The sequence below is a fragment of the Streptomyces sp. HUAS 15-9 genome (assembly GCF_025642155.1).
In the GTDB taxonomy this organism is placed as follows: domain Bacteria; phylum Actinomycetota; class Actinomycetes; order Streptomycetales; family Streptomycetaceae; genus Streptomyces.
In genome coordinates this window covers 3092561-3114532 of record NZ_CP106798.1, presented here as the reverse complement: position 1 = coordinate 3114532, position 21972 = coordinate 3092561, and the positions used below count along the sequence as shown (strand labels likewise).

Sequence of the window (21972 nt, the reverse complement as noted above, 5' to 3'; positions counted from 1 at the left end):
TTCTGGTGCCGGGGGCGGTGATCAGAGGCCGGGGGTCCGGGGGTTGTCCCCCGGGTGAGCACAGCATGAACGGTTCAACCCTTCACTCCGGTGAGCGTGACGCCCTCGACAAACGCCTTCTGTGCGAAGAAGAACACGAGGATCACGGGGGCCATGACCAGCACCGTCGCGGCCATGGTGAGGTTCCAGTCGGTGTGGTGCGCGCCCTTGAAGGACTCCAGGCCGTAGCTCAGCGTCCAGGCGCCCGGGTTCTCGGACGCGTAGATCTGCGGGCCGAAGTAGTCGTTCCAGGCGTAGAAGAACTGAAAGAGCGCGACGGCCGCGATGCCGGGCTTCGCCATGGGCAGGACGACCTTCAGCAAAGTCCGCAGCTCGCCGCAGCCGTCCACCCGGGCCGCGTCCAGATACTCGTTGGGGATGGTCATCAGGAACTGGCGCAGCAGGAAGATGGAGAACGCGTCGCCGAACGCCATCGGGATCATCAGCGGCCACAGCGTCCCGGACAGATCGAGCTGCTTCGCCCAGAACAGATACATCGGGATGATGATCACCTGCGGTGGCAGCATCATCATCGAGATCACCAGCATGAGTGACAGATTCCGGCCCCGGAAGCGGAACTTGGCGAGCGCGTACGCCACCGGGACCGACGACAGGACCGTGAGGACGGTGCCCAGGCCGGCGTAGATCAGGGTGTTCTTCCACCAGGTCAGAAAGCCCGGGGTGTCGAACACCTTTTTGTAGTTGCCCCACTCCCAGGTGTGCGGGATCAGATCCCGGCTCAGCGCCTGGCTGTCGCTCATCAGCGAGGTCAGGAACACGAACACGAACGGCAGGGTGAAGAAGAGGGCGGCGGCGAGCCCGAGGGAGTGGACCGCGATCCACTCCAGGAGCGCCCTGCGGCGGGCGGTGCGCTCGGCGGGCGACGCGGCAGGGCGCAGCTCCACCGGCTTGTCCAGTACCTGGGCCATGGTCAGTCACCTGCCTGGATGAGACCGCCCCGGCGCCGCATCAGGAACGCGGTGAACACCATCGACAGGGCGAAGAGGACGAGGGCGACGACACACGCGGAGCCGTAGTCGAAGCGCTGGAAGCCGAGGTTGTAGACGAGTTGCGGGAGGGTGAGCGTGGACTTCTCCGGGTAGCCGGGCTCGAACTGCGTGCCCGCGCCCTGGATCACACCGGAGGCGACCTTCCCCGCGATCAGTGGCTGTGTGTAGTACTGCATCGTCTGGATCACTCCGGTGACGACCGCGAACATCACGATGGGGGAGATGTTCGGCAGCGTGACGTACCGGAAGCGCTGCCAGGCCGACGCGCCGTCCAGCTCGGCCGCCTCGTACTGCTCCGTCGGCACGTCGAGCAGCGCGGCCATGAAGATGACCATGAGGTCGCCGACGCCCCACAGGGCCAGCAGCGTGAGGGCCGGCTTGGACCAGGCCGGGTCGTTGAACCAGCCCGGCGCCGGGATGCCGGCCTTCTCCAGGAGCGAGTTGACCGGGCCCGTACCGGGGTTGAGCAGGAAGGCGAAGGCCATCGTGGCCGCGACCGGCGGGGCGAGGTAGGGCAGGTAGAACAGGGTGCGGAAGACGCCCGTACCCGTCTTGATCTTCGTGATGAGCATGCCGACGCCGAGTCCGAAGACGACCCGGAGGGTGACCATCACGAGGACCAGCCACAGGGTGTTGCGCAGGGCGGGCCAGAAGAGGGGATAGTGCTCGAAGACGTACGTCCAGTTCTTCGTTCCGCTCCACGTCGGCGGTTTGAAACCGTCGTAGTGCATGAACGAGAAATACACCGTCGAGATCAGCGGATACGCGAAGAACACCGCGAAGCCGATCAGCCAGGGCGACATGAAGGCGGCCGTGCGAAGCGCCGCCCGGCGGCGCTTCGACGCGAGAGTGATGGCGCTCATCACTTCGCCTGGGCGATGTCCGTGTCGATCTGCGCGGCCGTCTTCTTCAGCCCCGCCTTCAGATCGGTGGCCTTTCCGCTCTCGTAGTCGTATCCGAACTGCTGGATCGTCACCAGGTACACACCGCCGTTGATCGAGGCGGGCGTCGTCGTCGAATTCGGGTTCGCGGCGATGTCCAGGAACGTCTTGAACCGCGGGTCGTACTTCAGCTTCGGCGACTTCAGCGCGGCCAGCGTGGACGGCACGTTGTGGATGGCGTTGGAGAAGCCCACCACCGCGTCCGTGTCGGTGGTCATGTACTTCACCAGCTCCCAGGCCGCGTTCTGCTTCTTGCTGGTGGCGGCGATGCCCGCGATGGTGCCGGTGATGTAGCCCTTGCCGTACTGGGACGCCCGGTCGTCGGGGACGGGCAAGGGAGCGACGCCGATCTCAAACTTCGGCTTGGCCTCCTCGGCCATGCCCAGGCGCCACTCGCCGTCGAGCTGCATGGCGACCTGGCCGGTGTGGAAGGGGTGCTTGGCGCCCCATTCGTCGCCGAGCGTGGAGCGGAACTTCTCCAGCTTCTGGAATCCGCCGAGTTCGTCGACGAGCTTCTTCTGCAGCTTGAAACCGGCCTCGAACGCCGGGTCCTTGGCAAGCTCCGACTTTCCGCTGCTGTTGAAGTACGTCGGGGAGAACTGGGCGAAGTAGTGCTCCGTGGTGGATTCCCAGCCGTGGTAGTTCGGCATGAATCCGAGCTGCTTGTAACTGTTGCCCTGGGTGATCGTCAGCTTCTTGGCGTCGGCCTCGAATTCGGACCAGGTCTTCGGCGGGTCGGTGATGCCCGCCTTCTCGAACGCCGTCTTGTTGTAGTAGAGCCCGTACGCGTCACCCAGCAGCGGCACCGAGCAGCGGTTGCCGTCGAACCGGGTGTACTCGTTCATCGCCTTCGGGAAGGTCGTCTCCGGGTCGATGCCCGACTTCTTGAAGAAGGGGTTCAGATCGACCAGGGCGCCCGACGAACAGAACTTGCCGACGTTGTTGGTGGTGAAGGAGGAGATGACGTCGGGGGCCCGATCGCCGCCGGTGCGGAGCGCCTGGTTGATCTTGTCGTCGGTCATGTTGCCGACGACGTTCACATGGATGTTGGGGTGGGCCTTCTCGAAGCCGGCGATCAGCGCCTTGATCCCGGCGACCTCGTTCGGCGCGCTCCAGGCGTGCCAGAAGTTGATGGTGGTGTCCTTGGAGGCGTCGTCGTCGGCGCCCGAACTCGACTGGCCGGTACAGGCGGTGGTGAGCAGGACGGCGGAGGCGGTGAGGGCAAAAGCCGCCTTTCGGGCGACTCCGGGTATGGGTGTGGGCATGGCGAGGTCTCCCAGGGACGGGGCGTGGGTGAGAGAGGAGAGAGGAGGCGGAAGGAGAGGGGGGAGGTACGAGGGCTCAGTGCGAGGTGTCGAAGACCTCGTCGCGGGTGGCAGCCAGCGCGGTCTCCAAAGCGCCGCGCAGCACGGGGTGTTCACGGACGTCGCCGACGACGAGCCGCGGACGCGGCGCCGCCAGCTCCTCCAGTTCGGCCTGGACGAGAGCGCGCAGCACCTCGCCGCCGGCGGTGAGGGCGGCGCCGCTGAGGACGACGAGTTCGGGGTCGAGGACGGAGACGAGGGAGGCGAGACCGGTGGCGAGCCGGGTCGCGTACGTCCGCAGCAGCTCGCGGTGGGGTCCGGTGGTGTGGTCGGCGGCCCGGGCCACGAGTTCGGCGGCGACTTCCTCGTGCGGGCCTGTCGGCAGGTCCTCGATGCCGAGCTCCCGGGCCAGCCGGGGTACGGCCTGTGAACCGGCCAGCTCCTGGTAGCCGCCGCTGTTGGCCTTGGTCACCTGGCGCACCAGGGGAGTGCCCGGCACCGGCAGGAAGCCGACCTCGCCCGCGCCGCCGGTCCAGCCGCGGTGCAGCCGTCCGCCGAGGACCAGGGCGGCGCCGAGGCCCTCCTGGTTCCACAGGAGCACGAAGTCCGCGTGGCCCCGGGCCGCGCCCAGCCGCTGCTCGGCTATCGCGACGAGGTTCACGTCGTTCTCGTACTCCACCGGCATCGGCAGCGCGGCCGCGAGTTCGTCGAGCAGCGCGGGGGAGTGCCAGCCGGGCAGATGGGAGGCGTAGCGCAGCCGGCCGGTGTTGGGGTCGAAGGCGCCGGGTGTGCCGATGACCAGCCGGTGGACGTCGCCCCGGGCCAGCCCCGCCGCCTTCACCGCGCCGTCCAGGGCGTCGGTGACCTGCTGGACGACCGGATGGGCGGGACGCCGTCCCGGGGTCGGGAGTTCGTACTCGCCCACCGTGCGCCCGGTGATGTCGGCGACGGCGGCGCGGATGCGGCCGGGGGTGACGTCGAGCCCGGCGGCGTACGCGGCGGCCGGGTCGACCGAGTACAGCTGCGCGCTGGGGCCTGGCCGGCCCTCGCTGGTGCCGGTGGCCCGGACCAGTCCCGCCGACTCCAGACGGGCCAGCAGCTGGGAGGCGGTCGGCTTGGAGAGGCCGGTGAGCTTTCCGATCCGCGTGCGCGACAGCGGGCCGTGCTCCAGCAGCAGGTCCAGTGCGGCGCGGTCGTTCATGGCGCGCAGGACGCGCGGGGTGCCCGGCGTACCGGCGGTTCCTGCCATGGGGGTTCGACACCTGCCTTTCCGACTGACCAGCTTCCCAGTGACCTGGGCGGGAAGTCCACCCGGTGATCATCGGGCGGGGTACGCCGTCGATCGCCGTTGATCACTGTTAGGAAAGTTTCCTATTGGGTGGAAGGAACGTAAGCCCAGGACGAAGGGGGCGTCAATAGACACCGCCCCCGAGGCAACAGACTCGTTACCTCGGGGGCGGTGGGGTGGGCCTCGGCCGGCTCAGTCGGTGAGGAACGGGGCCGTGTCCAGCGTGGGGTAGGGGGCCGGGAGGGGGAGCGGGTCGCCGAGGCCGACCTTGTGGTCGGTGTTGTAGTAGGCCTCGGTGGGGTCGTCGCCGGGGAGGACGGGGTCGGTGTAGCAGTGGGCCGTCTTGGCGTGGCGGTCGATGAGGACGTAGACGGGGACGCCGGCGGCGGCGTAGGTGCGGAATTTGAGGCCGGTGTCGATCTCGTGGTTGGTGGAGGTGACCTCGCCTACGAGGGCGATCATGTCGATGGGATACCAGCCCTTGTTGGCTCTGCGGTACGACTCATCGAGTTCGGTCGGCTCTCGGCGCAGGATGTAGAAATCAGGGATGACGAGAGCCATCGTGTTGCCGTCCTTGCCGGCGGCCCGAAAGCCATTTCCCACGCCCGCCAGATCGAACCCCACGGTGAAGAACTGGACGGCGAGCTTGAACGCGCCGTGGTTGTGTTCGTGGTTCGGCTGCGGTGACACGATGACGGTCCCCTCGATGAACTCGGGCCGAGTCGGCGCCACAGACGCCTCCTCGAACGCGATCAACAAATCGATGGGGTCCTGCTGCGTCATCACCGGCTCCATGATCGGTTCGGCGCTCATCGCGGTTCTCCTCGTCATGCTGGTGCCAGGCTAATCCCGCCCTGGGTGCCCCGGCAGAACGATGGGGCACCCAGCGCCTGCGCGGCGCCGGATGCCCCGGCTGTTCACTCGAACGAGTGTGCTGAAACCGTTCCTCGGATTCCGTGCCCCTACTTGATAGGAGGCGCCGCCCGCTGCGGAGCGATCGGTGTCGCTGCCATCGACTGCGGGGAGTCAGCGTTGGAGAACACCGACGGGGCCGCGACCACCGCCGTGGGGTCGGGGGTCTCGTCCGCCACCACGGCCGTTTCGCCGCCCACGATGCGGATCTGCGCCGCGTCGAAGGCGCGCTTGATGCGCCAGCGGAGCTCGCGCTCGACGGTCACCGACTTGCCGGGCATGGTCTTGGCCGAGACGCGGACCACCATCGAGTCGATCAGGACCGAGTCCAGGCCCAGGACCTCGATCGGGCCCCACAGGAGCTCGTTCCAGGGCTCCTCCTTGCTCATCTGCTCGGCGACCTCGTCGAGGGTGGCCTTGACTCGGTCCAGGTCTTCGGAGGACCTCACCGTCACGTCCACCCCGGCCGTCGCCCAGCCCTGGGACAGGTTGCCGATGCGCTTGACCTCGCCGTTGCGGACGTACCAGATCTCGCCGTTGGCGCCGCGCATCTTGGTCACCCGCAGGCCGACCTCGATGACCTCGCCCGAGGCGACGCCCGCGTCGATCTGGTCGCCGACGCCGTACTGGTCCTCGAGGATCATGAACACGCCGGAGAGGAAGTCGGTGACCAGGTTGCGGGCACCGAAACCGATCGCCACACCCGCGACACCGGCGGACGCCAGCAGCGGGGCCAGGTTGATCTGGAACGTGGCCAGGATCATCAGCGCGGCCGTGCCGAGGATCAGGAACGAGGCGACCGACCTGAGCACCGAGCCGATCGCCTGCGAGCGCTGGCGACGCCGCTCCACGTTGACCAGCAGGCCGCCGAGCGCGGTGCCGTCCATCGTCTGGACGGTCCGGTTCATCCGGTCGATCAGCTTGGTGATGGCCCGCAGCACGACCTTTCTCAGGATCGCCGCGATCACCAGGATCAGCAGGACCCTGAGTCCGATGGCGAGCCACGTCGACCAGTTCTGCTCGACCCAGCCGGCGGCGTTGGTCGCGCTTTCCTGGGCGTCCTGGAGCGTGGGGACCGCCGGGGTCGCCGGCTCGCCGGGAGTCGGCGACGGCGACGAACCGGCAGCCAGTAGGACGGCGGACAAGGACACGGCAGGTACCTCCAGGTGCTGCACTGCCCCGTCCGACGCGGGCGGTCAAGGTCGTCAAGGTCACGGAAAGGTCACCGGACGGGCAGAGTCACCACACTAACGGGGCATTGTGTGTGCGAGCGCCGCTTACCAAAAGGAGAGACCGTGCTCACCTGCGCTTGAACAGGCCTTGATCCTGGGGATGAAGCAGGTGTGGTCGAAAACACTCCCAGCCCGTTACCGGGACATGGTGGCGCTTCCACCAGGCATGAGGGGAGACTGACTGCAGATCGTCCCGGCGCGAGCCACGCGCCGCCGACGCCCAAGGAGGCACCCGTGCCGCATGTCCTGGTTCTCAACGCGTCGTACGAGCCCCTTGGCGTCGTACCGCTTCGCCGCGCGCTCGTCCTCGTCCTCGAGAACAAGGCAGTCTGTCTCGAGGAGTCCGGCGCCTTCATGCACAGCGCAACCGTCACCGTCCCCGCACCCAGCGTGGTCCGGCTCAAGCGATTCGTACGGGTTCCCTACCGGGGGCCCGTTCCTCTCACCCGGCGGGCACTGTTCGCCCGGGACGGGGGCCGGTGCATGTACTGCGGTGGCGTCGCAACCAGCGTCGACCACGTCATCCCGCGCAGCCGCGGGGGCAAACACGTCTGGGACAACGTGGTGGCGTCCTGCCGCCGCTGCAACCACGTGAAGGCCGACCGACATCTGTTCGAGATCGGCTGGCGGCTGCGCCACAAGCCGGCGCCACCCACCGGCCTGGCCTGGCGCATCATCGGCACCGGCCATAGGGACCCGCGCTGGCTGCCGTACTTGCAGCCGTACGGCGCGGACGACGCCATGGCCCGGATCGACGGCATTTCCGCCTGACGACCCGGGCCTTCGCGCACCCGGGGCACGCGTGTGCTCCGGTCCCGGGGGTCCCCTGTGCCCCCGGGACCGGACACTCATCGGGCGGTCACGCGTAGCGCAGCTGCGCGGGATGCGCCGAGCGGCGCAGCAGCGGGAGCGAGGTGGCCGCCGCCAGCAGACAGCACGCGTACACGCCCACCGGGACCAGCAGCGCCGCGTACGGCACGGTCCGGGTGACGTACTCGGCGGCCTGTGAGCCGTACCAGGTGCCGATGGCCATGCCGCCCGCGCCGGCCAGTGCGACCGCGGGGGCCAGCGGCAGCGCGGTCTCCAGGAGCAGCGCCCGGCCGAGCACCGCCCGCGGCACCCCGGCGGCGACCTGTGCGGCCAGGCCGCGGCGGCGGTCGGCCAGGGACTCGGCGGTGCCGACGGCGAGGCCGGACAGGGTGATCGCGAGGGCGACGAGGATCGCCGCGCCCGTCAGGTCGATGCCCGTCGTGTAGAAGGACATGCGCATACCGAGGTGGCCCTCGCGTGCCATGCCGTGCAGATCGGCGAGGAGCGCCTGGCGGATGCCGACGAAGCCCGTGCCGACGATCGTGACCAGCAGCACCGCCGCATGCGTACGGGCCGCGGCCCACGGGTCGTCGCGCAGCCGTTCCGCCGCGATCAGCGTGGCCGCGGAACGGGCCCGGCCCGCCAGCAGCCGTCCGACCAGCCGGGCCGTGCCCCCGGCCAGCCACACCGTGCCCGCACCGACCGCGAGGACCAGAGCGAACACCGTCAGCGGGACCTGCCCGCGATCCCTGTTCGATGTGTTCATGACGGCCCACAGCGCCAGCAGCAGTACGACCAGCACCCCGCCCACGAACAGGAGCCCCGGCCCCCGCCCGCTGCTCGGCCGCACCCGCCGTACCCACCCGAGCGGCGAGGCCACCACCCGGCGCAGCGCCAGCGCGCCCGCCGCCGCGCCCAGCACCGGCACACCGAGGGCGACCAGCGTCATCCCGGCCCAGGTGACGGCGCTCGGGGCGTCCCACAGACCCAGCAGGACCGGGACCCCGACAGCGGTGGACAGGGCCGAGCCCAGCAGACAGGCCGGGCCCGTCTCCAGCGCGGCGATCCGGCGCACCTGGGCCGGAGTGGCCCCGGCCAGCCGCAGACCGGCCAGCCGCCGGTCCCGGTGCACGGCGCCGATCCGCGCGCACTGCCCGAGGAAGCCCAGCACCGGCACCAGCAGGAGCAGCAGACTGACGATCACGCCCGAGCGCTCACCGGGGTTGTCCAGCAGACCGCCGGCGAAGGAGAAGCGGTGGTACCCGCGCACCGAGGCCAGCGCCACCGCCGCGAGGGCGAACCCCGTGGCGAGCGCCGCCCCCACCGCGGTCAGCGCGAGCCGCCACCACTCACGCCGGTCGGACCCCCGGGTCAGCTGCCAGGCGAGACGGACGTCCGCGGCGATCACGCGGCCACCTCCAGCGGTGCCACGGTGCCGTCGCTCAGCCGCACCTCGCGGTCCGCGTACGCCGCGACCTGCGCGTCATGCGTGATCAGCAGCACCGCCGTGCCCGACTCGCGGGCCGTGTGCACCAGGGACGTCATCACCTGCTCGCCCGCCAGCGAGTCCAGCGCCCCCGTCAGCTCGTCCGCGAACACCACCTTGGGGCCCGTCACCAGCGCCCGGGCCAGCGCGACCCGCTGCGCCTGGCCGCCGCTCATCTCACCCGGCCGCAGCTCCTCCTGCCCGCGCACCCCGAACCGCTCCAGCCACTCGCCCGCCCGCGCCCGCGCCTCGGTGCGCACGACCCCGGCCAGCATCAGCGGCAGCGCCACGTTGTCGGCGGCGGTCAGCTCGGGGATCAGCTGGCCGAACTGGAAGACCACGCCGAAGTCGGAGCGCCGCAGCTCGCTCAGCCGCTTCTCCGGCAGCTGGTCGAGGCGCAGCCCCGCGTAGGCCACCGACCCCTGGTCCGGGCGGACGATGCCCGCCAGACAGTGCAGCAGCGTGGACTTGCCGCTGCCGCTGGCCCCGGTCACGGCGAGGATCTCGCCGGCGTGCAGTTCGACCGAGGCACCGCACAGCGCCTGCGTCCTGCCGTGTGCCTTGACGAGGTCCCGGGCCGCCAGGAGCGGCGCCGAGGCGTCCCGCTTGTTGCTCATGCTGCGTCCTTGGCTCATGCGGCGTCGACCTCCGCGGTCAGAGTGGTCAGCCGGGCCGCCGTGGTGTTCATCCAGCGGAGGTCGGCGTCGAGGTGGTTGAGGGCGTAGTCCGCCGAGAGAACGCTCGCCAGATCGGCGGTGCCGGCGGTCTTGAGGGTCGTCAGTTCCCGCATCCGCTCCATGTGCGCGGCGCGCTGGGCACGGAGGTAGGCGGCCGGGTCGCCGCCCGCGAGGATCGACACGACGACCTTGGCGAAGATCTCGTTCGCCACGAAGGGCGCCGGCGGGGCGATCTCCCGCGCCCACTGGGCCAGTTCGTGCGAACCGGAGTCCGTCGAGCGGTACAGCGTCCGCTCCGGACCGCCGTCGGCGTCGGTGCCGTCGACCTCCGCGAGACCGTCGCGTACCAGGCGCTGCAAGGTCGTGTAGACCTGCCCGTAGGCCAGCGGACGGGCCTGCGGGAAGCGTTCGTCGTGGCGTCGCTTGAGGTCGTAGCCATGGCTCGGCCCCGCCTCGAGCAGCCCCAGAAGGATGTGCCGGGTGCTCATGGAGATCAGTATGCACTGGATACATGTACTGAGTGAATAGTGAGGGCGTCGGTACGACGCCCGTCCGATGCGCATCCGACGCGTATCCGCACTCCACCAGCCGTCGAGAGTGTGTTCCCGCCCGCTGGGTAGGCCTGCCCATATCCGGCAGACCCCGCAGTGCCCGACGTACCGACAAGGAGGCCCCCGTGGCCGCACCGGCTCACATTCCGCTCCCGGCCCAGTTCAAACCCGAGGCGGAGCCGTCCGCCGAACCCGAGGACCCGCACTTCTGTGTCTTCAGCGCGGAGGCCGCCTTCGCCGAGGCCCCGCTGACCAGCGAGCCTCCGCTGCCCGACGCCGAGCCCCTGACCAGCGAGCCGCCCCTCGCCGACGCCGCCCCGCTGACCAGCGAGTCCGACGCGACCGCGGACTGCTACGCCCCGGGGCTGTAGATGACCGCGCCCGGGCCCCTCGACGAGGAGCTGTCCCGGCTCGCCGGCCTGCACGGCGTCGCCACCTCCTACCGCCCGTCCCCGGACCGTACGGTCGCCGCCTCCGCCACCGCCGTCGTCGCCGCCCTGGCCGCGCTCGGCGTCGACGCGAGCACTCCGGAGGCCGCCCGGTCAGCACTCGCCGCCCGCGAGAACGAACTGCGCGAGCGACTGCTGCCGCCCACGGTGGTCCACTGGACCGGCACCCCGGGCGAAGACCCTGGCATCCCAGGTGAAGGCTTCGGCATCCCGGGCGAAGACCCCGGCACCCCCGGCGAAGCCCCCGCCGCCCTCGCCGCGCTCCCGCCCGGCACCCGGCTGCGCATCGAGACCGAGCAGGGCGAGACCCTCACCGCCGTCGAGCCGCTCCCGGCCGGCGTCCACCGCGTGACGGCCACCGCCCCCGACGGACGCACCGCCGAGACCCATCTGATCGTCGCCCCGGCCCGGCTGCCCACGCCCCCCGGACGCTCCTACGGACTCCTCGTCCAGCTCTACTCCCTCCTGTCCCGGCGCTCCTGGGGCATGGGCGACCTCGGCGACCTGGCCGAGCTGGCCGCCTGGGCCGGACGCACCGCCGGCGCCGGATTCGTGCAGGTCAACCCGCTGCACGCGGCCGTACTCGGCACCCCCACCGATCCCTCGCCCTACCGGCCCTCCTCGCGCGGCTTCCCCGACCCGGTGCACCTGCGGGTGGAGAACGTCCCCGAATTCGCCTATGTCGCCGACCACGAGCGTGTCCACGCCCTGCTGGAGCGGGCGGAACGGCTGCGCGCCGCGGTGCTGGACAAGGGCGCGCTGATCGACCGGGACGCGGTGTGGGAGCTCAAGCGAGAGGCGTTGGAACTGGTACGGGAAGTACCCCTGGGGCCCGGACGGCAGGCCGCCTACGCCGACTTCCTCGCCGGCGCGGGACAGGCGCTGGAGGACCATGCCACCTGGTGCGCGCTCGCCGAGACGCACGGCTCCGACTGGCACCGCTGGCCGGCCGAGCTGCGCGACCCCCGCTCGCCCGCGGTCGCCCGCGCCCTTACCGAGCTGATGGACCGCGTCGACTTCCACTCCTGGCTCGCCTGGCTCACCGACGCCCAGCTCATCGCCGCCCAGCGCGCCGCGCGCGAGGCGGGCATGCCGGTCGGGATCGTGCACGATCTCGCGGTCGGCGTGCACCCCACGGGCGCCGACGCCTGGGCACAGCAGGAGTACTTCGCCGCCGGGATGTCGGTGGGCGCCCCGCCCGACGCCTTCAACGCCCGCGGCCAGGACTGGGGCCTGCCGCCCTGGCGGCCGGACCGCCTGGCCGCCTCCGGCCACGCCCCCTACCGCCGCCTCCTGCGTGCCCTGTTCCGCTACGCCGGCGCCCTGCGCATCGACCACGTCATGGGCCTGTTCCGGCTGTGGTGGGTGCCCCAGGGACAGCCACCGACCGAGGGCACCTACGTCCGTTACGACGCCGAGGCCATGCTCGCCCTCCTCGCCCTGGAGGCAACCCGGGCCGGGGCCGTGGTGATCGGTGAGGACCTGGGCACCGTGGAGCCGGGCGTGCGCGAGACGCTCCAGCGGCGCGGGGTGCTCGGCACGTCCGTGCTCTGGTTCGAACGGGACTGGGAGGGTGACGGGCACGCCCTGCCGCCCGCCCGCTGGCGTGCCGACTGCCTGGCCACCGCCACCACTCACGACCTGCCGTCCACCGCCGCCCGCCTCACCGGCGAACACGTCGAACTCCGAGACCGCTTAGGCCTGTTGACCCAGCCACTGGAGGAGGAACGCGCGGCGGCCGCGGCCGACACCGCGGAGTGGCTGGCCCTGCTCACCCGGCTCGGCCTGCTCCAGGGCACGGCCGGAGGCCACTCGCCCGCCACCGAGGAGGCGGAGATCCAGGCCGTCCACCGCTTTCTGCTGCGCACCCCCGCCCGCATGATCGGCGTCTGGCTCCCGGACGGTGTCGGCGACCGCCGCCCGCAGAACCTCCCCGGCACCTGGGACCAGTACCCGAACTGGCGCCTGCCCGTCGCCGACGCCGACGGCCGCCCGGTGACCCTGGAGGAGCTGACCGCCTCACCGCGCCTGCACGCGCTCCTCGAGGTGCTGCGGGACGGGCGGTGAGGGCGGGCACCGGGAGGGCGGTGAAGGCCGGCGAGGGGCCCGCGCGCTCGTCTACGGCACCCCGGGCGCGCAGCCTGTTCAGGCGTTCGCTACTTTGGCACTGTGGACAAGAAGAACGCCCTGCGCGCCGGCGCCCTGGCTGCCGGTACGACGCTGATGATGCTGCTCATGTCGTCCCCCGCGCTCGCGCTCACGCGCGACGACGGTGACGACCCCGGTCAGGGCCTGAGCGTCATCGAGACGCTGGGCCTCTATGTCGTGGCACCGCTCGTCCTGTTCGCCGTCATCACCGGTCTGGTGATGGTCCTGGACAAGTCCAAGTACCGCGTGACCAAGTCCAGGGCGAAGGCCTGAGCCAAAGCTGACCTGTACGCCGAGGGCGCCGTCCTCCCGCCACGTTCGCGGTGAGGCCGGCGCCCTCGGCGTGTCCGCGTCCGTGTCCGTACCCGTATCGGTGTGCGTGCCTGCGCCTCAGGGACTGGGCGCCGTGAGGTACCGCTGCACCGTGGGCGCGAGCCATGCCATGATCTCCTCCCGGGCCAGTGCCACGGCCGGGGGGAGGCGCAGCACATAGCGGGTGAGCGCCAGCCCGAGCAGCTGCGAGGCGCACAGCGCGGCCCGCGCCGGGACCTGCTCGGGGTCGGGGCACACCTGTAGGGCCACCGGCAGCAGCTGGTCGCGGAAGATGCCCTGCATACGCTCGGCCCCCGCCTGATTGGTGGCGCCGACCCGCAGCATCGCCGTGAGCTCCTCGTTCTCCTCCCACAGCGCGAGGAAGTGACCCACGAGCGCCCGGCCGACCTCGTCGCGCCCCACCGCCACCAGGTCCGGGAGCCGCAGATCGAGCGCGACGGCCGCCGCGAAGAGACCGTCCTTGTTGCCGAAGTACCGCATCACCATCGACGGGTCGATGTGCGCGTCCTTGGCGATCGCGCGGATGGTGGCCCGCTCATAGCCGTCGGCGGCGAAGCGCTCGCGGGCGGCGGTGAGGATCGCGTTGCGGGTGGTCTCGGAGCGGCGCGCTCCGCTGGGGGAGCCGGTGGAGCCGGAGGCGGCGGAGCCGGTGTTGCTCGCAGTCATGTCAACGATCGTAGGCCAACGTGCGTAGGCCAACAAGTATTGACGTCTCAGTGCCTCAGTCGTAATGTTGCCAACAAGCGTTGACCAACAAGCGTTGGCCAGCGACCGTTGGTCAACAGGTGTTGGCAACCCAGGAGGCCCCCCATGAACGGCACGACTGGCACCACCCGCAACCCGCTCCCCGTCATCGTCGTGGGCTCCGGCCCCACCGGCCTCCTCCTGGCCGGCGACCTCGCCACCGCGGGCGTCCCCGTCACGCTTCTCGAAAGGCGCCCGCACAAGATCAGTAACCTGTCCCGGGCCTTCGTCCTGCACGCCCGCACCCTGGAGCAGCTCGACGCACGCGGCCTCGCCGACGACCTGGAGGCCGCCGGGCAGCCCCTCGACCGGCTCGCCCTCTTCGGCCGCCTCACCATCGACCTCGACACGCTCCCCTCCCGCTTCAACCACCTCCTGGTCCTTCCGCAGTACGAGGTGGAGAAGGCGCTGGAGCGGCGCGCGGTGGAGGCGGGGGTGGACTTCCGTCACGAGACCGAGCTGACCGGGCTGGTCCAGGACGCGGACGGCGTCACCGTCGAGGTCCGCGGTCCCGGCGGCGAGGCCCAGAGCCTGCGGGCCGCCTATGTCGTCGGCGCCGACGGCATGCGCAGCGCCGTGCGTGACGCGATCGGGCTGCCCTTCCCCGGCAGGTCGGTGATCCGTTCCGTCGTCCTCGCCGACGTCCTGCTCGCCGAGAAGCCGGACACGCTGCTCACCGTGAACGCCGTCGGCGACGCCTTCGCCTTCATCGCCCCCTTCGGCGACGGCTACTACCGTGTCATCGGCTGGCACCGCCGCCGTAACGTCGCCGACAGCGAGCCCATCGACCTCGAGGAGGTCAAGGAGATCACCAGGCTCGCCCTCGGCCGTGACTTCGGGATGCACGGCGCCCGCTGGATGTCCCGCTTCCACAGCGACGAGCGCCAGGCCCCCGCCTACCGGGTCGGCCGTGTCTTCCTGGCCGGCGACGCCGCGCACGTGCACACCCCGGCCGGCGGCCAGGGCATGAACACCGGTCTGCAGGACGCGGCCAACCTGGGCTGGAAGCTGGCCGCGGTCGCCAACCACCACGCGGACCCGGCGCTGCTGGACACCTACCAGGCCGAGCGTCACCCCGTCGGCAGGTCCGTGCTCCGCAGCAGCGGCGGCATCGTCCGCCTTGCCATGGCCAAGCGCCCCTGGACCCTGGCCCTGCGGGCCACCCTCACCGCGTTCCTCGACACCGTCGGACCCGCCCGCCGCAAGGCGGTCGGCCAGATCACCGGCATCGGCTACCGCTACCCGGCCCCCCGCGGCTCCCACCGCCTCACCGGCACACGCGTCCCCGACGTCGCCCTCGCCGACGGCGGCCGCCTCTACGAGGCCCTGCGGGGCGGGCGGTTCGTACTGATCACCCCGGCGACGTACGAGGGCGGACAAGGCGGTCGGGACCGCGCGGAGCGGCTGACCGTGGCGCACTGGGCGAGCGACCGCCGCATGGCCCTGCTGGTGCGCCCCGACGGATACGTGGCCTGGGCAGCCGACGCCACCGACCCGGCGACGGTGGAAGCCGCGCTGACCGCCCACATGGGGTGACCCGGAAGCGGGTCCGCTACCGGCTCAGGCGCCTTGCTCAGGCCTCGCCGCGGGCCGCGCCCGCGAGCAACTCGTGCGACAGGTCGCCCAGTCAGCTGACGAGACCCCACGCGGCCGAGTGCTCGACGTCCCGCACTGAGCAGCCTGCGGCCTGCGGCCTGCGGCCTGCGGCCTGCGGCGGCCAGCGGCCAGCGGCCAGCAGACAGCGGCCTGCGGCGGCCAGCGGCCAGCGGCCTGCAGCTCGCGGCCAGCGGCCAGCGGCCTGCGGCCTGCGGCCCACGCGGCCTGCGGCCCACGCGGCCTGCGGCCTGCAGCTCGCGGCCTGCGGCCCACGCGGCCTGCGGCCAGCAGCCCGCAGCCCACGCGAACCAAAGGGGGCGCCCGGTGAAGCACCGGACGCCCCCAAGGTCGTAGCGACAGCGACTACGCGGTCGCCGCGTCCGCCGCCTGTGCCTTCAGGGCCCGCTCGATGCCCGAGCGGGACTCCGAGACGAGGCGGCGCAGGGCCGCGGTGGGCTCGGCCGAGGCGAGCCAGGCGTCCGTCTTGGCGAGGGTCTCCTCGGACACCTGGATCGACGGGTAGAGGCCGATCGCGATCTGCTGGGCGATCTCGTGCGAACGGGAGTCCCAGATGTCCTTCAGGACCTCGAAGTACTTGTCCGTGTAGGGCGCCACCAGCTCCCGCTGGTCCGTCTGGACGAAGCCGCCGATCACGGCCTCCTGCACCGCGTTCGGGAGCTTGTCGGACTCGATGACCGACGCCCACGCCTCCGCCTTGGCCTCCGGCGTCGGGCGGGCCGCGCGCGAGGTGGCCGCGTGCCGCTCACCGGCCGCGGTCTTGTCCCGCTCGTACTCGCCCGCGATCTCCGCCTCGTCGAAGCGGCCCACCGCGGCCAGACGCTCCACGAACGCCCAGCGCAGCTCCGTGTCGACGACCAGGCCCTCGATCGTCTGGGTGCCGTCCAGCAGGCCCTCGAGAAGGTCCAGCTGCTCCGGTGTACGGGCCGTCGCCGCGAACGCCCGCGCCCACGCCAACTGGTGGTCGCTGCCCGGCGCGGCGGAGCGCAGATGGGTCAGCGTGGCGTCCGTCCAGCGGGTGAGCAGGGCCTCGCGGGCGGCCGGGTCGGCGTACAGCTCGATGGCCAGCTTCACCTGCCGCTGCAGCGACTGCACGACACCGATGTCCGACTCCTTGCCGATGCCCGACAGGACCAGACTGAGGTAGTCGCGGGTGGCGAGTTCGGCGTCGCGGGTCATGTCCCAGGCCGACGCCCAGCACAGGGCGCGGGGCAGCGAGGACTCGAAGTCGCCGAGGTGCTCGGTCACGAAGGCCAGGGACCGCTCGTCCAGGCGGACCTTGGCGTACGACAGGTCGTCGTCGTTGAGCAGGACGACGTCCGGGCGGCGGCGGCCGGCCAGCTGCGGTACGGCGGTCAGCTCGCCGTCCACGTCCAGTTCGATACGGTCCGCGCGGACCAGCTTGCCGCTGTCGCCGTCGAGCTCGTACAGACCGACCGCGATCCGGTGCGGGCGCAGCGTCCCACGCGGCGGAGCCGCATCATCGGATACAGCGCCCTTGGCCCCGGCGGGCAGGGCCGGGGCCTCCTGGCGGATGGCGAAGGAGGTGATGACACCCTCGGCGTCCGTCTCGATCTCCGGGCGCAGGATGTTGATGCCGGCCGTCTCCAGCCATTTCCTCGACCAGGTCTTCAGATCGCGCCCGGAGGTCTCCTCCAGCGCGCCCAGCAGGTCGGACAGGCGCGTGTTGCCGTACGCGTGCGCCTTGAAATAGGCCTGCACGCCCTTGAAGAACTCGTCCATGCCGACGTACGCGACGAGCTGCTTGAGGACGGACGCGCCCTTGGCGTAAGTGATGCCGTCGAAGTTGACGAGCACGTCGTCGAGGTCGTTGATCTCGGCCATGATCGGGTGGGTGGACGGCAGCTGGTCCTGCCGGTAGGCCCACGTCTTCATGGAGTTCGCGAACGTCGTCCAGGCGTGCGGCCAGCGCGACCCGGGGGCGTAGGACTGGCAGGCGATGGAGGTGTAGGTGGCGAACGACTCGTTCAGCCACAGGTCGTTCCACCACTCCATGGTGACCAGGTCGCCGAACCACATGTGGGCCAGCTCGTGCAGGATCGTCTCCGCGCGGACCTCGTACGCCGCGTCGGTCACCTTGGACCGGAAGACGTACTGGTCGCGGATGGTCACCGCGCCCGCGTTCTCCATCGCGCCCGCGTTGAACTCCGGCACGAAGAGCTGGTCGTACTTCTTGAACGGGTACGCGTAGTCGAACTTCTCCTGGAACCAGTCGAAGCCCTGCCGGGTCACCTCGAAGATCGCGTCCGAGTCCAGGAACTCGGCGAGCGAGGGACGGCAGTAGATGCCGAGCGGGACCGACTGGCCGTCCTTCTCGTACACGCTGTGCACCGAGTGGTACGGCCCGACGATCAGCGCGGTGATGTACGACGAGATGCGCGGCGTCGGCTCGAAGACCCAGATGTCGTCCTTGGGCTCCGGCGTCGGCGAGTTGGAAATGACCGTCCAGCCAGTCGGTGCCTTCACCGTGAACTGGAAGGTGGCCTTGAGGTCCGGCTGCTCGAAGGAGGCGAAGACCCGGCGGGCGTCGGGCACCTCGAACTGGGTGTAGAGGTAGGCCTGCTCGTCGACCGGGTCGACGAAGCGGTGCAGGCCCTCGCCGGTGTTGGTGTACGCGCAGTCGGCGACGACACGCAGGACGTTGCGGCCCTCCAGGAGGCCCGGCAGGGCGATCCGGGAGTCCTTGAAGACCTGGTCGGGGTCGAGCGGGTCGCCGTTGAGGGTGACCTCGTGGACCGTCGGGGCCACCAGGTCGATGAAGGACGCGGCACCGTTTTCTGTGACGTCGAAGCGCACCGTGGTCACGGACCTGTAGGTGCCGCCCTCCTGCGCGCCGGAGAGGTCGAGATCGATCTCGTACGAGTCAACGGTCAGCAGCTTCGCCCGCTGCTGCGCCTCATCGCGAGTCAGGTTTGTGCCAGGCACGCGGTCATCTCCTCGTTATGTGTGGGTTGCGTCATCCTTCCATGGGACCCGCGCGGAACGCGATGTCCGGATCCCGCCGGTCGAGCGGGCCCGATCGCGCCAGCCTGGGCAGATGACGACGTACACCGCAGGACTGACGACGTACACCGCAGGACTGACGACGTACACCGCACGACCCATCGACCCGCCGGTCCTGAAGGAGCTGCGCTCCACTGACGACGCGGGACGCGAGTCGGTTCCCGTGACGGACGAGGAGGGTGGTGCGCCACTGCGCTGCTGTCTGCGCCGGAGCGTCCCCGGCGAGCCGATCGCCCTCGTCTCCTACGCCCCCCTGCGCCGCTGGGCCGCCCGGACCGGCGCCGAGCCGGGCGCCTACGACGAGCAGGGTCCCGTCTTCATCCATGCGCGGGAGTGCCCGGGGCCGGACGGCGGCGCCCTGCCCTTCACCGAGGCCCACCGCACCGTCCGCCGCTACTCCGCCGACGGGCACATCCTGGGCGGCCGGCTGGTCGAGCACCCCGGCGACTTCGAGCAGGCCTTCACGGAGGCCTTCGCCGACCCCCAGGTGGCGCTCGTGCACGTACGGGCCGTGGAGTACGGGTGCTTCCTGTACGAGGTGCGGCGGCCGTAGGGCCGGACCCAGGCATGCGGAAGGGCGGCCACGCGATCGTGGCCGCCCTTCGTCGCAGGTTGCCGCGCGTTACTTCGCGCGGAGCTCCGCCGCCACCAGTTCCGCGATCTGGACGGCGTTCAGGGCCGCGCCCTTGCGGAGGTTGTCGTTGGAGATGAACAGGGCCAGGCCGTGCTCGACGGTCTCGTCGCGGCGGATACGGCCGACGTACGAGGGGTCCTTGCCGGCCGCCTGGAGGGGGGTTGGGATGTCGGTGACGACGACCCCCGGCGCGTCGGCGAGCAGATCGGCCGCCCGCTCCGGGGCGATCGGGCGCGCGAAACGGGCGTTGACCTGCAGCGAGTGGCCGGAGAAGACCGGGACGCGCACACAGGTGCCGGAGACCTTGAGGTCCGGGATCTCCAGGATCTTGCGGGACTCGTTGCGGAGCTTCTGCTCCTCGTCGGTCTCGTTCAGGCCGTCCTCGACGAGGTTGCCCGCGAAGGGGAGCACGTTGAAGGCGATGGGGCGCTTGTAGACGCCCGGCTCCGGGAAGTCGACCGCCTCGCCGTCATGGGTCAGCTTGTCCGCGTCGGCGATCACCTTCTGCGCCTGCCCGTGCAGCTCCGCCACACCCGCGAGCCCGGACCCGGACACCGCCTGGTAGGTGGCGACGACCAGCGCCTCCAGGCCCGCCTCGGCGTGCAGCGGCTTCAGCACCGGCATCGCGGCCATCGTGGTGCAGTTCGGGTTGGCGATGATGCCCTTGGGCCGGTCGGCGATCGCGTGCGGGTTCACCTCGGAGACCACCAGCGGCACCTGAGGGTCCTTGCGCCACGCGGAGGAGTTGTCGATCACCACGGCACCCTGGGAGGCGACCTTCTCGGCCAGCGCCTTGGAGGTCGCGCCGCCCGCCGAGAAGAGGACGATGTCCAGGCCGGTGTAGTCGGCGGTCGCCGCGTCCTCCACCGTCACGCCGTCGAGGACCGTGCCGGCCGAGCGGGCCGAGGCGAACAGCCGCAGCTCGTCCAGCGGGAAGTCGCGCTCCGTGAGGATCCTGCGCATGACCGTGCCGACCTGACCGGTGGCTCCGACGATTCCGACCCTCACTGCGACTCCTTCACATGGCTTGCTTGTGCCCCCTGCGTGGCCGGGGCCTTTCCATCATGCGTCTCACCCCGGCCCACGTGTCCAATCCTTTGCCCGAGGAATGGGACGGGGCTCACGTCGGGCGCGCACTCGGTGATCCACTTGCCGGACGTCCTGATCCGGAGGAATCCTCCCGGAACGCGCCGCAGACCGGAAGCCGTGCTGGCCCGGCGCACCGGTTCCAGGCGTTCGTCCAGTTCCCGAGCACCACCAGGGCCGGTGCCCCGCGCGGCTCGTGCCCGACCGGCGCCTCGCCCCGGCCCGGTGTGACGTACGACTCCATCGGCTGGGCGGTGTCGGCAAGGCGCGGAAATCACTCCGAACCTTTCGGCCCGCCCCGGCGTCATAGGGGAAACGCGGCGAGGGGAGGGGTGGCTGTGCTGCGCAGAAAGGCCCGCCGCGGCCAGGGTGCGGATCACGGAGGGGACGATCCACTGGACGCGGCCCAGGAACGCCGGGTGCGGGCGGTGCTCGCGCTGGGCGGGGTGCCTCAGGCGGACCTGCTGGACGGGGTGCAGCAGGTCCGCCTTCGGCTGCTGGAGCGGGCCGCGAAGGGCGAGGAGGCGCCGCGTGACGTCTCGGCCTGGGCGGCGGTGGTGGCCTCCAACCTCGCCATGGACTGGCACCGCGCCAAGCGCCGCCAGGAACGGCTCGGCGAGCGGCTGGCCTCCCTCCGGCAGGGCGACCACCCCTCCGGCGAGGACACCAGCGTGCTCTCCCTCGCCGTCGCCCAGGGCCTGGACGACCTGCCCGACAGCCAGCGCCAGGTCGTCGTCCTGCGCTTCTACGCCGACCTGCCGGTGCGCGGGATAGCCGAGGAGCTCGGCATTCCCGAGGGCACGGTCAAGAGCAGGCTGCACACGGCGGTACGGGCCCTGCGCGCCCGCCTGCACGAGGACGAGGTGGTGTGACGTGACCGCCGAACACGATGGATACGAGGCGTACGAGGCATACGACGGGCACGACGTCGGGCACGACGGCGGTGACGCCGGCCTGGACGCGTTGATGGCCGTCCTCACGGACCGGCCGCTGCCGGACGAGGCCCGCGCCGACGCCGCGTTCATGGCCGAACACCGGGCGGCGACCGCCGACGTGGTACTGCTCCGGGAGCAACTGGGCCTTCTCGCGGAGGCGTTGAGCGAGCCCGCGGCGGTACCGAAGCCCGCACCGATGAACGCGGTACGGCCCGTGCGCACCCGTCGGCCCCGTGCGCTGAACCTCGCCTTCGGGGCCTTTGCCGTGGTCGCCGTGGCGGCCGTGCTGTCCGGGATGGCCTGGCTGCTGACCCAGACGGGGAGCACCATGGCGGGCGGCGCGAGCGACAGCGCGGCCAAGGCCTCCGACGGAAAGTCGGACCAGGGGCCGATGTACGTGGCCTGCTCCCGGCTCGTGGCCGAGGGCGACGTGACCGCCGTCGAGCGGGTGCCAGGCACCGGACAGCGGCGGGTCACCCTGCGCGTGACCCACTACTACAAGCCGTCCCGGGGCAAGGACGAACTCACCTTCCTCACGGACGAGTCGATCGACCCCGCCCCCCGCGAGGGCGACCACGTGCTGGTCGGCTTCGCGGACCGGGCCGCCGCCCCGGACCTGTGGGTGACCGGCAAGCAGGAGATCGCCGACCGACGGGCCGCCCTCGTCCCCGACGCGTCACCGTCCGCTAGCGGCACTCCCGCCTGCGGATGACCCGCGCACACGAAGGGGCGGGCGCCCACCAGGACGCCCGCCC

General features: G+C 71.1%; 20 protein-coding genes. 8 read left to right on the top strand and 12 right to left on the bottom strand.

What is annotated here, in order from left to right; translation table 11 throughout:
* Positions 1–74: 74 nt before the first annotated feature.
* From N8I87_RS14250 to N8I87_RS14225, 6 genes are all read right to left on the bottom strand, one after another.
* Positions 75–968: a carbohydrate ABC transporter permease gene (locus N8I87_RS14250; protein ID WP_263208850.1), complete on the bottom strand. Its 894-nt coding sequence runs from the start codon at positions 966–968 to the stop codon at positions 75–77.
* 2 nt (positions 969–970) lie between these two features.
* Entirely contained in the window at positions 971–1912 is a 942-nt protein-coding gene (locus N8I87_RS14245) for a carbohydrate ABC transporter permease (protein WP_263208848.1), read from the bottom strand.
* Entirely contained in the window at positions 1912–3255 is a 1344-nt protein-coding gene (locus N8I87_RS14240; protein WP_263208846.1) for an ABC transporter substrate-binding protein, read from the bottom strand. Before N8I87_RS14240 ends, N8I87_RS14245 begins: the two co-directional genes overlap by 1 nt.
* Positions 3256–3331: 76 nt before the next feature.
* Complete coding sequence (locus N8I87_RS14235; protein WP_263208844.1) at positions 3332–4543, bottom strand: ROK family transcriptional regulator; 1212 nt, start codon at positions 4541–4543, stop codon at positions 3332–3334.
* Positions 4544–4774: 231 nt separating this feature from the next.
* Positions 4775–5395 (bottom strand): Uma2 family endonuclease, encoded by a 621-nt coding sequence (locus N8I87_RS14230; RefSeq protein WP_263208842.1) that lies wholly within the window; start codon positions 5393–5395, stop codon positions 4775–4777.
* 149 nt (positions 5396–5544) lie between these two features.
* On the bottom strand, positions 5545–6645 hold the full coding sequence (locus N8I87_RS14225) for a mechanosensitive ion channel family protein (protein ID WP_263208841.1): 1101 nt from the start codon (positions 6643–6645) through the stop codon (positions 5545–5547).
* A 315-nt stretch (positions 6646–6960) separates the two neighbouring features.
* On the opposite strand from N8I87_RS14225, the gene N8I87_RS14220 reads away from it, so the two are divergent.
* Positions 6961–7497, top strand: a complete 537-nt coding sequence (locus tag N8I87_RS14220; protein WP_186280906.1) for an HNH endonuclease — start codon at positions 6961–6963, stop codon at positions 7495–7497.
* Positions 7498–7585: 88 nt separating this feature from the next.
* On the opposite strand, the gene N8I87_RS14215 is transcribed toward N8I87_RS14220, so the two are convergent.
* The 3 genes from N8I87_RS14215 to N8I87_RS14205 are packed head-to-tail and all read right to left on the bottom strand — an operon-like array spanning position 7586 to position 10187.
* Positions 7586–8941 (bottom strand): FtsX-like permease family protein, encoded by a 1356-nt coding sequence (locus N8I87_RS14215; RefSeq protein ID WP_263216463.1) that lies wholly within the window; start codon positions 8939–8941, stop codon positions 7586–7588.
* On the bottom strand, positions 8941–9639 hold the full coding sequence (locus tag N8I87_RS14210; RefSeq protein ID WP_263208839.1) for an ABC transporter ATP-binding protein: 699 nt from the start codon (positions 9637–9639) through the stop codon (positions 8941–8943). The genes N8I87_RS14215 and N8I87_RS14210 overlap by 1 nt, the downstream gene beginning before the upstream one ends.
* 14 nt (positions 9640–9653) lie before the next feature.
* Entirely contained in the window at positions 9654–10187 is a 534-nt protein-coding gene (locus N8I87_RS14205) for a PadR family transcriptional regulator (protein ID WP_263208837.1), read from the bottom strand.
* Positions 10188–10375: 188 nt separating this feature from the next.
* On the opposite strand from N8I87_RS14205, the gene N8I87_RS14200 reads away from it, so the two are divergent.
* The 3 genes from N8I87_RS14200 (at position 10376) to N8I87_RS14190 (ending at position 13120) form a co-directional block, all read left to right on the top strand.
* Positions 10376–10621: a hypothetical protein gene (locus N8I87_RS14200; RefSeq protein WP_263208835.1), complete on the top strand. Its 246-nt coding sequence runs from the start codon at positions 10376–10378 to the stop codon at positions 10619–10621.
* Complete coding sequence (gene malQ, locus N8I87_RS14195) at positions 10622–12766, top strand: 4-alpha-glucanotransferase (protein WP_263208833.1); 2145 nt, start codon at positions 10622–10624, stop codon at positions 12764–12766. It begins immediately after the preceding gene.
* A gap of 102 nt (positions 12767–12868) precedes the next feature.
* Positions 12869–13120, top strand: coding sequence for a hypothetical protein (locus N8I87_RS14190; protein ID WP_263208831.1), 252 nt, complete (start codon positions 12869–12871; stop codon positions 13118–13120).
* Positions 13121–13237: 117 nt separating this feature from the next.
* Here the strand turns inward: N8I87_RS14190 and N8I87_RS14185 are convergent, their stop codons facing one another.
* Positions 13238–13846: a TetR/AcrR family transcriptional regulator gene (locus tag N8I87_RS14185; protein WP_263208829.1), complete on the bottom strand. Its 609-nt coding sequence runs from the start codon at positions 13844–13846 to the stop codon at positions 13238–13240.
* A 144-nt stretch (positions 13847–13990) separates the two neighbouring features.
* Here N8I87_RS14185 and N8I87_RS14180 point away from each other — a divergent pair, with 144 nt between their 5' ends.
* Positions 13991–15460, top strand: coding sequence for an FAD-dependent monooxygenase (locus N8I87_RS14180; protein WP_263208827.1), 1470 nt, complete (start codon positions 13991–13993; stop codon positions 15458–15460).
* Between the two features lie 423 nt (positions 15461–15883).
* On the opposite strand, the gene pepN is transcribed toward N8I87_RS14180, so the two are convergent.
* On the bottom strand, positions 15884–18484 hold the full coding sequence (gene pepN, locus N8I87_RS14175) for an aminopeptidase N (protein ID WP_263208825.1): 2601 nt from the start codon (positions 18482–18484) through the stop codon (positions 15884–15886).
* Positions 18485–18596: 112 nt separating this feature from the next.
* On the opposite strand from pepN, the gene N8I87_RS14170 reads away from it, so the two are divergent.
* Positions 18597–19115 carry a DUF1203 domain-containing protein gene (locus N8I87_RS14170; RefSeq protein WP_263208823.1) on the top strand — a complete coding sequence of 173 codons (519 nt, stop codon included), beginning with the start codon at positions 18597–18599 and terminating at the stop codon, positions 19113–19115.
* A 69-nt stretch (positions 19116–19184) separates the two neighbouring features.
* Here N8I87_RS14170 and N8I87_RS14165 read toward each other — a convergent pair whose 3' ends face one another.
* Positions 19185–20204: an aspartate-semialdehyde dehydrogenase gene (locus N8I87_RS14165; RefSeq protein WP_263208822.1), complete on the bottom strand. Its 1020-nt coding sequence runs from the start codon at positions 20202–20204 to the stop codon at positions 19185–19187.
* A 410-nt stretch (positions 20205–20614) separates the two neighbouring features.
* Here N8I87_RS14165 and N8I87_RS14160 point away from each other — a divergent pair, with 410 nt between their 5' ends.
* Both N8I87_RS14160 and N8I87_RS14155 read left to right on the top strand, forming a co-directional pair.
* Positions 20615–21154 carry a sigma-70 family RNA polymerase sigma factor gene (locus N8I87_RS14160; RefSeq protein WP_263208820.1) on the top strand — a complete coding sequence of 180 codons (540 nt, stop codon included), beginning with the start codon at positions 20615–20617 and terminating at the stop codon, positions 21152–21154.
* A gap of 1 nt (position 21155) precedes the next feature.
* Complete coding sequence (locus tag N8I87_RS14155; protein ID WP_263208818.1) at positions 21156–21929, top strand: hypothetical protein; 774 nt, start codon at positions 21156–21158, stop codon at positions 21927–21929.
* The last annotated feature ends 43 nt before the right edge of the window (positions 21930–21972 follow it).

Excerpts from the sequence above, each read along its gene's own strand:
- N8I87_RS14250 (WP_263208850.1), bottom strand. The coding sequence starts at position 968 with ATGGCCCAGGTACTGGACAAGCCGGTGGAGCTGCGCCCTGCCGCGTCG.
- N8I87_RS14245 (WP_263208848.1), bottom strand. The coding sequence starts at position 1,912 with ATGAGCGCCATCACTCTCGCGTCGAAGCGCCGCCGGGCGGCGCTTCGC.
- N8I87_RS14240 (WP_263208846.1), bottom strand. The coding sequence starts at position 3,255 with ATGCCCACACCCATACCCGGAGTCGCCCGAAAGGCGGCTTTTGCCCTC.
- N8I87_RS14235 (WP_263208844.1), bottom strand. The coding sequence starts at position 4,543 with ATGGCAGGAACCGCCGGTACGCCGGGCACCCCGCGCGTCCTGCGCGCC.
- N8I87_RS14230 (WP_263208842.1), bottom strand. The coding sequence starts at position 5,395 with ATGAGCGCCGAACCGATCATGGAGCCGGTGATGACGCAGCAGGACCCC.
- N8I87_RS14210 (WP_263208839.1), bottom strand. The coding sequence starts at position 9,639 with ATGAGCAACAAGCGGGACGCCTCGGCGCCGCTCCTGGCGGCCCGGGAC.
- N8I87_RS14205 (WP_263208837.1), bottom strand. The coding sequence starts at position 10,187 with ATGAGCACCCGGCACATCCTTCTGGGGCTGCTCGAGGCGGGGCCGAGC.
- malQ (WP_263208833.1), top strand. The coding sequence starts at position 10,622 with ATGACCGCGCCCGGGCCCCTCGACGAGGAGCTGTCCCGGCTCGCCGGC.
- N8I87_RS14185 (WP_263208829.1), bottom strand. The coding sequence starts at position 13,846 with ATGACTGCGAGCAACACCGGCTCCGCCGCCTCCGGCTCCACCGGCTCC.
- N8I87_RS14180 (WP_263208827.1), top strand. The coding sequence starts at position 13,991 with ATGAACGGCACGACTGGCACCACCCGCAACCCGCTCCCCGTCATCGTC.
- N8I87_RS14170 (WP_263208823.1), top strand. The coding sequence starts at position 18,597 with ATGACGACGTACACCGCAGGACTGACGACGTACACCGCAGGACTGACG.